The 13817-nt window shown below is 35.3% G+C and carries 7 protein-coding genes; all 7 read left to right on the forward strand.

The window, feature by feature from the left end; genetic code table 11:
* The first annotated feature begins 35 nt into the window (after nucleotides 1-35).
* The 7 genes from FLACHUCJ7_RS00835 to FLACHUCJ7_RS00865 all read left to right on the forward strand — a co-directional run bounded on the left by FLACHUCJ7_RS00835 (nucleotide 36) and on the right by FLACHUCJ7_RS00865 (nucleotide 13789).
* On the forward strand, nucleotides 36-2054 hold the full coding sequence (locus FLACHUCJ7_RS00835) for an aceric acid hydrolase (RefSeq protein WP_180907542.1): 2019 nt from the start codon (nucleotides 36-38) through the stop codon (nucleotides 2052-2054).
* 89 nt (nucleotides 2055-2143) lie between these two features.
* The gene (locus FLACHUCJ7_RS00840; protein WP_180907543.1) at nucleotides 2144-3136 is read left to right on the forward strand and encodes a pectinesterase family protein; all 993 of its coding nucleotides are present in this window, start codon (nucleotides 2144-2146) and stop codon (nucleotides 3134-3136) included.
* An 847-nt stretch (nucleotides 3137-3983) separates the two neighbouring features.
* On the forward strand, nucleotides 3984-7349 hold the full coding sequence (locus FLACHUCJ7_RS00845) for a SusC/RagA family TonB-linked outer membrane protein (protein WP_180907544.1): 3366 nt from the start codon (nucleotides 3984-3986) through the stop codon (nucleotides 7347-7349).
* A 19-nt stretch (nucleotides 7350-7368) separates the two neighbouring features.
* A complete protein-coding gene (locus FLACHUCJ7_RS00850) occupies nucleotides 7369-9339 on the forward strand; it encodes a RagB/SusD family nutrient uptake outer membrane protein (RefSeq protein ID WP_180907545.1) in 1971 nt (656 codons plus the stop codon).
* A gap of 148 nt (nucleotides 9340-9487) precedes the next feature.
* Nucleotides 9488-11197 carry a pectate lyase family protein gene (locus tag FLACHUCJ7_RS00855; protein ID WP_180907546.1) on the forward strand — a complete coding sequence of 570 codons (1710 nt, stop codon included), beginning with the start codon at nucleotides 9488-9490 and terminating at the stop codon, nucleotides 11195-11197.
* Nucleotides 11198-11314: 117 nt separating this feature from the next.
* The gene (locus FLACHUCJ7_RS00860) at nucleotides 11315-11986 is read left to right on the forward strand and encodes a DUF3826 domain-containing protein (protein WP_180907547.1); all 672 of its coding nucleotides are present in this window, start codon (nucleotides 11315-11317) and stop codon (nucleotides 11984-11986) included.
* Between the two features lie 102 nt (nucleotides 11987-12088).
* Nucleotides 12089-13789 (forward strand): pectate lyase family protein, encoded by a 1701-nt coding sequence (locus FLACHUCJ7_RS00865; protein ID WP_180907548.1) that lies wholly within the window; start codon nucleotides 12089-12091, stop codon nucleotides 13787-13789.
* The last annotated feature ends 28 nt before the right edge of the window (nucleotides 13790-13817 follow it).

Below are 13817 nucleotides of genomic sequence, written 5' to 3' on the forward strand. Positions count from 1 at the left end.
ATTCATCATATCAAGGAGATAAAAAATTATATCAAATGAAAAAGCACATTATCCTATCGTCTTTATTCCTTTCAACAGTAATTTTTGCCCAAAACAAAGGTTTGGTAGCCAATTCTGAAAGCCCTTATTCTAAATTACAGAGTGTAGGTTTGCAGGATGTAAAATGGACAAACGGTTTTTGGAAAGAACAATTTGATGTTGAAACCCAGAATACATTACCTTATATGTGGGACTTGTATCATAATGATGAGGTTTCGCACGCTTACAAAAATTTTGAAATTGCAGCTGGAGAAAGCAAAGGAACTTTCAAAGGACCATCTTTTCATGACGGGGATTTTTATAAAATTTTTGAAGGAATGGCAGCGACATATGCAGTTACTAAAGATAAAAAACTTGATGCAGAAATGGATAAAGCCATTGCACTTTTCGCGAAAGCACAGCGAAAAGACGGCTATCTGCATACACCGGTTTTAATCGACGAACGCTGGGGAACGCTTGGGCCGGAAGAAGTGAAGAAACAATTGGGTTTTGAGAAATACAATATGGGACATTTAATGACTGCAGCTTGTATTCATTACCGGGCGACAGGAAAAACTAATTTTTTAAACATTGCCAAAGGCGTTGCCGATTTCCTATATGATTTCTACAAAAAAGCTTCACCGGAATTGGCAAGAAATGCAATCTGCCCTTCACATTATATGGGAATTGTCGAAATGTACCGTACGACGAAAAATCCAAAATATTTGGAATTGGCCAATAATCTAATCGATATTAGAGGGACGACCAATGATGGAACAGACGATAATCAGGACAGGATTCCGTTTAGACAGCAAACTACCGCAATGGGTCATGCCGTACGAGCTAATTACCTGTACGCAGGTGTAGCCGATTTATACGCAGAAACCGGAGAGAAAAAATTACTGGATAACCTGGAATCAATTTGGGATGATGTAACATATAGAAAAATGTATATCACAGGAGCCTGCGGTTCTTTGTATGACGGGGTTTCTCCAGATGGAACTTCGTATAATCCAACCGATGTGCAAAAAATTCATCAGGCCTACGGAAGACCTTTCCAATTGCCAAATGCTACAGCTCATACCGAAACCTGTGCTAATATTGGAAATGTGTTGTGGAACTGGAGAATGCTTCAGATTACAGGAGATGCCAAATATGCGGATATTGTGGAATTAGCTTTATACAATAGTGTTTTGTCAGGAATCAGTCTGGAAGGAAAAGAATTCTTTTATAACAATCCGCTGAATGTTTCCAAAGATTTGCCTTTCAAACAAAGATGGAGCAAAGAACGTGAAGGTTATATCGCTTTGTCAAACTGCTGTGCGCCAAACGTAACCAGAACGATTGCTGAGGTGAGCAATTATGCTTATAACTTTTCGAAAGAAGGCTTGTATGTGAATTTATACGGAAGTAATAATCTGAATTCAACAACACTTGCAGGAGAAAAAATTGAAATTGAACAGCAGACAAATTATCCCTGGGATGGAAAAGTTACTTTAAAAATAGTAAAAGCTCCGAAAGAGGTTTATACTTTTTTATTGAGAATTCCAGGATGGAGCCAGGGGACAACGATTGCTGTAAATGGCAAAAATATTAGTGATGCAATTGCTTCCGGATTCTACCAAAAAATAGCACAAAAGTGGAAAAAGGGAGATGTCATCGAATTGAATATCCCAATGCCGGTGGAGTTGATGCAGGCAAATCCATTGGTAGAAGAAGTAAAAAATCAGGTAGCGGTAAAAAGAGGACCAATTGTATATTGTCTGGAATCAAATGAACTTCCGGCAAATGTAAAAGTAAATGATGTTGTTTTGGATTTGAATTCTAAATTCACTACAAATTTTATAAAAATAGACAATAGAGAATTGTTGAGTATAACTGCCAGTTCATCAATTACTCCAGATAATTCATGGGATAAAAAATTGTACAAACCTATTTCTACAAAAGACAACAAGGAATACAGTATCAAATTAATTCCTTATTTTGCATGGGGAAATCACGGAAAAGGCGAAATGTCTGTGTGGCTTTCTCATTAAAAAATAATTTACCATATAAGTCATATAAGTTCTGTTTTTTAAAACTTAAAGAATGTTATATAATTTACATGGCTAAAAAATAAAATCTTATGAAATATATTGTTACTTTATTTTTAGCATTCATATCTGCTTTATCATCAGCGCAAACAACAGATAACCGATTTGAATTAACTGTGGCACAGGATGGATCCGGAGATTTTAAAACCATTCAGGAGGCGATTAACAAAGTAAGGGATCACGCAGAAAAACGAGTTATCATTACAATCAAATCGGGTATTTATAATGAAAAGGTAGTAATTCCGGCTTTTAAAAGAAATATTACTTTAAAAGGTTCAGACAGAGAAAAGACACTTATTTCATACAATGATTATTCCGGAAAACCCTTTAGAGGAATTGACGTTACGGGAGATACAAAATTTAGTACTTATACGTCTTATACTTTGTTAGTTCAGGGAAATGATTGTTCTGTAGAAAATCTGACTGTAGAAAATACAGCTGGTAAAGTAGGTCAGGCAGTGGCTCTGCATACTGAAGGTGACAGGGTTTTTGTGAAAAACTGTTCAATTTTAGGAAATCAGGACACTTTGTATTTAGCAAAAGGGGGAACCCGAAATTATTTCGAAAACTGTTATATCAGTGGTACTGTCGATTTTATTTTCGGTGCTGCAACAGCTTATTTTTACAATTGTACTATTGAAAGTTTAAGCAATTCTTATGTGACTGCGGCATCAACACCCCAGGAAGATAAATACGGATTTGTATTTGTAGATTGCAAGCTTACTGCAAAAGAGAGCACAGTAGATAAGGTTTTTCTGGGACGTCCGTGGAGGCCATATGCAAAAACAGTGTTTATCAATGCAGAATTGGGCGCACATATTGTTCCCGAAGGTTGGAATCCATGGAAAGGTGATAAAAATTTCCCTGACAAGGAAAAAACGGTTTATTATGCAGAATCAGGCAGTAAAGGGGAGGGCGCAAAAGATATGTCTAAAAGAGTTTCATGGTCACATCAATTGAAAAAATCTGATCTAAAAAACTACGGTTTGGAAAAGGTGTTAAATGGCTGGAATCCTAAAAATTAAACATGATCATAATTATTAAATACTTACAACCATTTTATTTTCAATATTAGTTTTTAAGTCTATAAACTGTCTATCAACTTTTTTACTAATAAAGGTCAGGTGTATGTAACTCTAAATCATTTTAAGAACTTTGAAGCAGGTCATTTTCCTGCTTTTCTTTTTGGAAAAAGGCAATACTCATTTTCAGACTTCAGGAAAGAAAAGTAGACAGATTAACGTTTAAGGGAATGAAGAAGTACAGTTTTAAACGTACTATAATTCTTTATTAATGTTGTAATAGTCTTAACACTCAAAACTTACGATAAATCTTAAAGGGCATTAATAAGTATTAACCTATATAAAAGTTGGTTTTAATTTTTTTTATAAATTTTTTTGATTTTTTATTATTATCCCGAAATGCTGTTTTTTGTAAGATGTTTCGCTGAAAGAAATCGATTTCCTACAATGTTTTTAAGAAGAAAGAATTAAATTAAATTACTGTTTTTTTAATGTGTTTGCTAAAACCTGTCTATTTGTGGGCATTTTTTCTTACTTATTTTATTTGTATATTGTTATATTCAAAATTTCCTCATTTTTTTTAGTGTTACTCTATTTTGTCTTACATTTTTTTGTTGATATAGTTTTTTTATTGGATTTTTTTTGATGATAATATCGAAGCAGGATGCCACAGGACAGTTGTGATTTTCAATCATTATATTTTTGAAACCAAGTAATAAATGTAGTTTTAACGTTTAAAATTTTGCAGGTATTTAAAAGCCGTATAAATGCAGCATTTTTCAACAACAATAAAAATATATTTTTATAAACTAAACTAACCTAACTATTAATCTAACTAAATCAAAAATTTATGAAACAAGCACTTATCAAAAGATGTAGTTTTATTTTGTTTGCATTGATGAGCATTGTCACTTATGCCCAAAATGGAAGCAGTCAAATTAAGATCACTGGTACCGTTACAGATAATTCAGGGCTGCTATTACCTGGAGTTAACGTAACTGAAAAGTCATCGAAAAATACCGTTACTACGGATTACAGTGGTAGGTATGAAATTATTGTAAAGCCTGGTGCAACATTAGTTTTTTCTTTCATTGGAATGAAGAAAACAGAAATACCTTTGAATGGACGTACTAATTTAGATGCTAAGCTACAAGAAGATTCTAATGTATTAGATGATATCGTAGTTGTTGCATACGGTACTCAGAAAAAGAATAATATCACTGGTGCTATAGCAACTATTGATATGGAAAAAATCCAGGATTTACCCGTGTCGAATTTATCAGAGGCTCTAAGAGGCCAGGTTCCTGGTGTTTCGATTAATGGAGGTTCTGGCCGCCCGGGAACAGCAGCAGATATTCAGATTCGTCAAACATTTTCTTTGTCAAAAGATGGGGGTTCTGATCTTCCTTTGATTGTAATTGATGATATGGTTCAGATAGATCCTACTACAGGTAGATCAACACTGGAAACTTTTAATAGATTAGATCCTTCTGAGATAGAAAGTATGACTGTATTAAAGGATGGTTCTGCAGCTATTTATGGTTCTCGTGCATCTCAGGGAGCAATAATTGTTAAAACTAAAAGAGGGAAAGCTGGGGTTACTAAGTTTAATTACATTAGTCAATTTGCAGTAAATGATGCTGTAAGTCATAGTAAAACAATGAATTCGTATCAGTATGGACTTTGGGCCAATCGATTTATGATTGCTGATAATAGAGCTGGAACAAATAATTCAAGTCTTTTCTCTGCAGATGAGTTAGAGCAAATGAAGAGTTTGAATTATGACTGGTTAGATAAAGCATGGAAACCGGCTATACAACAAAAACACGCACTTACTGTTAGTGGAGGTAATGATAAAGCCACTTATTTCGCGGGTGCTAATTATTTTACACAAGGGGCTAATCTTGGAGAACAAAAGTATGATAAATGGAATTTCCGTACAGGAATGACTGCTAAGGTTTCTAAAAACTTAGATTTTTCAGCTTCTGTTTCCGCCTTGACAGGTCATACACAAAAGTCATATTCTAAAGCTTCTGCAAACATTAATGACAGTAGTTATGGTTCTAAAGCTAATGGAGGAGGTGAACAACAGGATTATGGATATTTGGTTCATATGCCAAAATATATTCCTTGGCAAACAACAGTTAATGGCCAGGAATATTGGATGTCGCCTTTTCCTAGAACTGATCGAAATTTAGGAAGTGCGAATGCAAATACAACTATTGCGGGTTGGAATTACTTTGCAACTTTAGATAACGGATCTAAATCGGTAAATGATGATTTTGGTTATAATGTTAATATGTCGTTGAATTATAAAGTGCCTTTTATTAAAGGACTGTCTTTCAAAGGAACTTTTGCAAGAAGTGAGAATATTGATAAAACTGAACAAATTCAGTTGCCGTATGTTATGGCAAGAATTAAAAATTATGAAACTCAGGATAATCACTTAGCTAGTGGGGCAACTGATTCAGATTATTCTATAGATACTAACGTAAGAAATTCAAGAGTGTATTATGATACTGCTTTTAATAAAAGCACGCAAACTAACTTTTTTGCTAATTATGACAGAACTTTCGGAAACCATGAAATTAGTGCTATGGCAGGTGTTGAAAAATCAGAGGCAGAGTATAGCAGTACGCGTTTGGCTTATGAAGAGACAACAGCAGATTATGCAGGTACTTATTTGACAGCAGGGAAATTATCTACTTCAAATTCTACAGCATTAAGAGGTGAATCAGGAACACTTTCGTACTTAGGTCGTTTGAACTATAGTTATAAATCAAAATATTTATTTCAGTTTGTTTTCCGTACTGATGCATCTACAAAATTTGCACCTGAAAATTATTATGGCTTTTTCCCTTCTGTACAAGCTGGTTGGGTAGTATCTAAAGAAGATTGGTTTCGAGATTTGTTACCAGGTGTAAATAATTTGAAATTACGTTATTCTATTGGTAAAACCGGAAAAGATAATATTTTACCTTGGCGTTGGGCAACATACTATGATATTATTGCTGATAAAGGATACGTGTTTGGAACAACAGCTGGAGGGACTTTAGGCAGCGGAATTAATACAAGAGTATCGCCAAACAGAAATGTAGGATGGGATGCTACTGTAAAAAATAATTTTGGTATTGATTTAGCATTCTTGAGAAACAGACTACAAATTACAACAGATTTGTACTATGACAGAAGTACTGAAATGCTAACAGCTGCGGCAAGTACAGTTGGTGTGCCAATATCTGTAGGAGGAGGGTTTGCAGAAGAAAACTTAGCGACTATTAATGCCTGGGGTTCTGAATTCAGTATTAATTGGAATGATAAAATAAAAGAAAACGTTAAGTATAATATAGGGTTAAACTTTGGTTTCTCTAGCGCTAAACAAGGAACTTATTACGATGTTCCTTATGCATTACCATCAACTAATCAAAGGAGAGAAGATACATCTTTGGTTTATCCACAATGGGGATTCCAAACTTGGAAACAAACTTCTACACATGATGGAATCTTACGCACTGATGAAGATATTCAAAGCTATTGGAATTATTTGACAGAAAGAGCTACAGCTGTTGGAGGTACTCCAAATTATAATGGAATTACAAATGTAACTGGAATGCGAAAAGGAATGTTGGCTTATAAAGATTTAGGCGGTGTTTTTGACAGTACAACAGGAGTTCAAAAAGGACCAGATGGAAGAATTATGACAGGGGAGGATTTTACGAAGTTAGTTAACAAAAATAAAACTTATGGGTTTACAACTAATTTAGGAATGTCTTATAAATCATTTTTTATGAAAACTCAAATCGCTACTTCTTGGGGTGGTTACAGATCTATCGATGTTGTGAAACAAGGTGTTGGTTCAACTCATAATATGTGGGCGCATGAAAGTTATTGGAGTGATATGTATGGAGATGATAACACAGATGGTAAATATCCTAACCTAGCTTATTATGATTCATCAATGCTTGGTTCTGCTTCAGATTTCTGGCAATTAAATACTTTCCGTTGTACAGTAAGAAACTTAACTCTGGGTTTTCAACTTCCTAAAGAAATTTTGTCTGAGCTTAAAATTTCTAATGCGAGCATTGGGGTTACAGGAAATAATCTTTGGGATTTGTATAATCCATACCCAGACCATTATCGTAACATGTATGATACTTCGTATGAAGCCTATCCAACACTTAGAACATGGTCAGTTAACTTAAACATTACATTCTAAATTTAAATTAATAGAAACAATGAGAACAAAGATTAATTTATATATAACATTGGCACTTTTATTAGTTGTAAGTGCTTCATGTAGTGATGATTTCTTGGAAGATAAGAAAAATTACGGTCAGATTGATGATTCATTTTATGAAAGTGAACAACGTACAAACTGGTATATTAATAATGTGTATTATGATTTCTTTTCATCATATACATCACCTTTAGCAAATACGGTTGGTTTATATAATACAGATCAATCAAAGCTAACTGAAGAAATTGGAGGAATCACCGATTTAATTAACCCAAATAAGACATTTGTTAATGCAGCTGACGGATCTACTTATTACGGAACTACAATAACTTCGAGCACGGCAAATAATGCTTACAGTAGAATTAGAGATATTAATGGTTTTTTACGTGACATAGATGTAAAAGGCGCAGCTTTAAGTCAAACATTTCGTGATAAGGCGAAGGGACAAATGTATTATTTGAGAGCTATTCAGTATTTTGATTTGATGCGTACATATGGAGGAGTGCCAATTGTACTTACCGTACAAGCCGCAAGCTCAACAGATGAAAGTATTAAACTACCTAGAGCAACTGTTGCTGAGGTTGTAGCTCAAATAGTTGCTGACTTAGATTTGGCTGCTACTTTATTACCAGGACAATGGGATGTTGCGACAGATTATGGCCGTTTTACAAGAGGAGCAGCTTTAGCTCAAAAATCACGTGTTTTGTTAACCTATGCTAGTCCTTTATTCAATAAAAACTGGGATAGCGCAACAGACCGTTGGGATGCGGCACTACAAGCTGGATTAGCTGCAGAAACACAATTAACAGCAGATGGTTTTGGTCTATATGGTTCATCGGCTAAAGATTGGGCTAATATGTTTTTGATTGATAATGGGTTTTGTAAAGAAGCGATTACGGTTCAGATGTTGTCTTCTGCTACTAATGTTGCCCTGAATAATTCATGGGAGAAATCGATTCGTTTAAAAAGCCAATCCACTGCTACTGGAGGAATTTCTGTTCCAAAAGATATGATTGATTTGTTTCCTATGAAAGACGGTTCTAAACCAACAGTAGGTAATGGTTATGATCCATTTCTTTTCTTTAAAGATAGAGATCCTCGTTTCTATAGAACATTTGCATTTTCAGGGGCTAAATGGCCATACAAAGAAGCTACATCTAATACTGTATGGGGTTATCGTTGGGTTGATGCTTCTAATAAAGAATACTTTAGTGATGGAAATCAAACATCAAGTCCTGCTTATGTACGTAAAATGTCTAACCCTGCAGCTTCAAATGCGACAAGTTTTCAATATTCAAGTACAGACATTTTTGAATACCGTTATGCTGAATTATTATTAAATATTGCTGAATGTTATGCAGCAAAAGGAGATATTGGAAATACTTTAGCTTATTTAGGTAAAATTAGAAACCGTGTAGGTATTCCATCGACTAATAACTATGGTATAGGTACATTAGCTGATAAATATGCAGCTATAAATGCTGTTCTGTATGAAAGAAGAGTTGAATTAGCTTATGAAGGAAAACGTTTTTGGGATGTTCAGCGTTGGATGCTGTATAGTGATGATGCAGTTGATGGTACAGTCGATAATACTAATCAAAAATTAGGATTGGCACCTATAAATGGTACTCAAAGAATTGGTCACTTTTTGCAATATAAAAATACTGCAACATCTACTGATCCTTTAACTGCTGCCAGATCGAGTATTACAGTAGATCCTGATGATGCAAACTTTAATGCACAAATAACAGCTTTAGCGAATTTTTATACTACTAATTTTGTATTAACTAATTTGGTAACTCCTATGGATAACAATGGTACTACTACAGCAGTAAATATACTTTGGCGACCAAATTATTATGTAAAAGGATTGACCTTAACTATTCTAACACAAAATCCATGGTTAAAACAAACGATTGGATGGAATGATGCAGCTAATGCAAATGGAACTTTCAATTACCAAGAATAAACTTATAAATTAAAAATGCCTGAAAATAATCAGGCATTTTTGTTAATATCTTAATAAAACGTTAACATTAAAATTAGACTTTTCACCTGTATTCCCTCAAAAAGATACAGGTGATTTGTTTAAAACGAATTACCAAATTAAAATTAACATGAAAAATTCAGCATTATTTATCTTATCGCTGTTGGTTTTAGGGAATGCAAAATGCTTCGCTCAATATCCAAAAATAAGTCCTGAAATGGCTGCGCAGTCAAAAGCTTTTATAGATGAAGCTGATAAACGTTCAGATGAAGCCTGGGAAAAGGCATTAGTTATTATTGAAGAAGAAGCCAAACACGGGAAGCCTTTTATTCCATGGGCATCAAGACCAAACGATTTACCACAGGCGTCTATACCTGCTTTTCCAGGAGCTGAAGGAGGAGGTATGTACACTTTTGGGGGTCGTGGCGGAAATGTTTACACCGTTACAAGTCTTGAGGACAGAGGTCCGGGAACTTTGAGAGAAGCATGTGAGCAAGGAGGTGCCAGAATCATTGTATTCAATGTATCAGGAATTATCAGAATAAAAACGCCGTTAATTATTCGGGCACCTTATATTACTATTGCAGGACAAACCGCTCCAGGAGATGGAATTTGTGTAGCAGGAGAATCTATCTGGATTAATACTCACGATGTAATTATAAGACACATGCGTTTCCGCAGAGGAGAAACTTTTGTTGGTCGTAGAGATGATTCAATAGGAGGAAATCCTGTTGGAAATATTATGATTGACCACGTTTCTGCAACTTGGGGATTAGACGAAAACATGTCAATGTACCGACATATGTACAGCCCGGGTGCAGGTTATCCGGACGAAAAGAAACCTACCGTAAACATTACTATTCAAAATAGTCTGTTCGGAGAGGCATTGGATACCTACAATCACGCTTTCGGAAGTACATTAGGTGGGGAAAATTGTTCATTTATGAAAAATATGTGGGCCAGCAATGCAGGTAGAAACCCTTCAATTGGGTGGAACGGAATCTTCAATTTTGTGAACAATGTGGTGTACAACTGGTACAACAGATCAACAGACGGAGGTGATTATACAGCGAACTACAATATCATCAATAACTTTTACAAACCGGGACCAGTAACAAATTTAAACGAGCCTATTAGCTACAGAATCTTAAAACCGGAATCAGGAAGAAGTAAACTGCCTTATATGGTTTTTGGTAGAGCTTATGTAACAGGAAATATAGTGAATGGTAACGAAAAAGTAACCAAAGACAACTGGGATGGTGGAATCCAGATCGAAAATAAAAAAGGGGAATTAATGGGGTATGATGAAGCTAAAACTTATTTCGATAAAATGAAAAGCGACACACCTTTCCCAATGCCTTGGTTTTCTAAAATCATGAAAGCAGAAGATGCTTATGAATTTGTTTTGAAAAATGTAGGTGCAACATTGCCAATCAGAGATAAGGTTGACGAAAGAATTGTAAGAACTGTGAAAACCGGAGTTCCGGAATACGCAAAAGGATTAGAGAAAAAAGAATTCTACCAGTTTGAACACCGCCGTTTACCGATGGATTCATACAAACAAGGAATCATCACAGACATTTCACAAGTTGGAGGATATCCTGAATACAAAGGGAAGCCTTATGTTGATACAGACAAAGACGGTATGCCGGATGCATGGGAGAAAAAATACGGTCTGAATCCAAAAGATCCATCTGATGCAAAGGCAGATTTAAACGGAGACGGTTATTCTAATATCGAAGATTACATCAACGGTGTAAACCCGGCTATCAAAGTAGACTGGACTGATTTAGCCAACAACAAAGAAACTTTGGTAAGACCTTTGTTAGATTTAAATTAAAAAAATAATCTGCTCAATCTGCGAAAGTAATTTTTCACGCAGATTGAGCAGATCTGATAAAATCACTGATTAGTCGATTTTAAATTATAAAAATAGACTAACTTAAAAGTTTTAAAAATGACATCAATTAAGAAATTAGCTGTATTGTTTTTGCTTTTTGCCTTTTGCAAATTAAGCGCACAACAATATGCAGATCCAGAATACATCAAGGTTACCAATGAAAGAGCTTCGAAAATTGTCGAAAAATTAGCTTTGAACAATAAGGAAAAAGAAAACGCTGTAAATAATATTATCGCGCAGCAATTCCGTGATTTAAGTAAAATTCAGGACACAAGAGATACTGAAATCAAAAAGGTAAAAGAGGATACTACTTTAGCCAAAGAAAAGCAAAACAAGAAAATCGACAAGCTAAAGGCTGATGCCGACAAATCAATTGCCAAATTACACAAAACCTATTTGAAAAAATTAGGAACACAATTAAACGAAGCGAAAATCACTGAAGTAAAAGACGGAATGACTTACGGCGTACTTGCAATTACGGTAACCGCTTATAATGATATGATCCCTACTTTGAACGAAGCTCAAAAAAAATATATTTATGATGCTTTAGTTGAAGCCAGAGAACACGCCATGGATGGTGGTTCATCAAAAGAAAAGCATGCCTGGTTTGGTAAATACAAAGGAAGAATCAACAATTATTTGTCTAAAGAAGGTTATGATTTAACTAAAGAGCGTGAAGGCTGGAATAAACGTATTGAAGAAAAAGAAAAGAATAAAAAGAAGGAATAATCGTTGTTTTTCTTTATAAGTGTGTTTTTAACATTTTTAAGTTAAACCTTTTGCGAATTACAGTGTCAAACTATTCTAACTAATAATTTCATATTAGCACTTATGCAAAACAATTTACAAAAGACCACTCTTAGAAGAACAATTATGGTAGCTTCCTTTTGTTCTCTTTTTTCATCAGCCTATGCACAATATCCTGATATTCCAAAACCAATTCAGGAAAAAACCGATGCCATGATGAAAGCTGAAAGTGAGCGTTTGGATCAGATTTGGAAAGCCAATGAACACATCATCAAAGCCGAAGAATTGCAAGGACGTCCTTATGTACCCTGGGCGGCATTACCAACTGATTTAGTTCATGCTGATATTCCTGCTTTTCCAGGTGCAATGGGTGGCGGAGCTCAGACACCAGGTGGACGAGGCGGTAAAATATTTGTTATTACAAGTTTAGAAGACAGTGGAAAAGGAACTTTTCGTGAAGCACTCGAAGCCGTTGGAGCCCGTACAGTAGTGTTTAATGTTTCGGGAATCATTCGCCTTAAAAAGCCAATTACTGTTCGTGCACCTTACATCACTATCGCGGGACAAACTGCACCGGGTGACGGAATTTGCGTTGCGGGAGAATCTCTTTTATTAGACACACACGACATTATCATTCGTTATATGCGTTTTCGGCGTGGAGAAACTGAAGTAACCCGTCGTGACGACGCTTTGGGAGGAAACGTAATCGGAAACGTAATTATCGATCACTGTTCCATGAGCTGGGGATTAGACGAAAATATTTCGTTGTACCGCCATCAATTTCAGGCGAATGAAAAATCAAAATTAGAAAAACTGCCAGCGGTTAATGTAACCATTCAGAATACCATTTCGGCAGAAGGCCTGGATACCTACAATCATGCTTTCGGAAGTACTATCGGTGGTTTAAATAGTATGTTTATTCGCAATTTATGGGCCGATAATATTTCGAGAAATGCCTCAGTTGGAATGTATGGAAGTTTTAACTTTGTGAATAACGTCGTTTTCAATTGGTGGAACCGTACCCTTGATGGAGGTGATTATCGTTCACAATACAACATTATCAATAATTATTTCAAACCGGGACCAATCACCCCAACTGATCAGCCGATTCGTTACCGAATTATAAAACCCGAATCAGGTTCTATCAGTCCGAAAAGATTTGGAAAAGCATTTGTTGACGGGAACTTTATTGCGGGTTCACCTGAAGTAACAGCCGATAACTGGAACGGAGGTGTGCAATTAGAAGATTTGTCACCTGAAATAACCAAAGATTTTTTGGCACAAATTAAACAAAATAAACCTTTTGCAACCCCAACAATTTCTATTATGAAAGCGGATCAGGCTTATGATTTTGTGTTGGAAAATGCAGGAGCAACTTTACCAAAACGTGATGCAGTCGATGAAAGAATCGTTAAACAGGTTCGTACCGGAAAAATTGAGGTAAAAGACGGCCTGGAAAATACAATTGGTGCAGCATACATCAAAAGAAGATTACCTGTCGATTCGTATAAAAAAGGAATCATCACACATCCTGATCAGGTGGGCGGTTATCCGGAATACAAAGGTAAAGCCTATAAAGATTCAGACGGTGATGGAATCCCGGATGCCTGGGAAAAGAAATTTGGTTTAAATCTAAACGATGCCTCTGATGCAAATAAAGATTCAAATGGTGATGGTTATACGAATATTGAAAAATATTTTAATGGTATAGATCCAAAAGGTAAAACAGATTGGACGAAAACAGAAAATAACAAGGATACGTTATCAAAAATATTATTGCAATAAGTGTTTTTTAAGTTAGTTTGATAAGACC

This window comes from Flavobacterium salmonis (assembly GCF_903819435.1).
In the GTDB taxonomy this organism is placed as follows: Bacteria; Bacteroidota; Bacteroidia; order Flavobacteriales; family Flavobacteriaceae; genus Flavobacterium; species Flavobacterium chungangense.

Bases quoted from the DNA above. Each gene is read 5' to 3' on its own strand.
- FLACHUCJ7_RS00865 (WP_180907548.1), top strand. From the start codon at position 12,089: ATGCAAAACAATTTACAAAAGACCACTCTTAGAAGAACAATTATGGTA.
- FLACHUCJ7_RS00845 (WP_180907544.1), top strand. From the start codon at position 3,984: ATGAAACAAGCACTTATCAAAAGATGTAGTTTTATTTTGTTTGCATTG.
- FLACHUCJ7_RS00840 (WP_180907543.1), top strand. From the start codon at position 2,144: ATGAAATATATTGTTACTTTATTTTTAGCATTCATATCTGCTTTATCA.
- FLACHUCJ7_RS00860 (WP_180907547.1), top strand. From the start codon at position 11,315: ATGACATCAATTAAGAAATTAGCTGTATTGTTTTTGCTTTTTGCCTTT.
- FLACHUCJ7_RS00855 (WP_180907546.1), top strand. From the start codon at position 9,488: ATGAAAAATTCAGCATTATTTATCTTATCGCTGTTGGTTTTAGGGAAT.
- FLACHUCJ7_RS00850 (WP_180907545.1), top strand. From the start codon at position 7,369: ATGAGAACAAAGATTAATTTATATATAACATTGGCACTTTTATTAGTT.
- FLACHUCJ7_RS00835 (WP_180907542.1), top strand. From the start codon at position 36: ATGAAAAAGCACATTATCCTATCGTCTTTATTCCTTTCAACAGTAATT.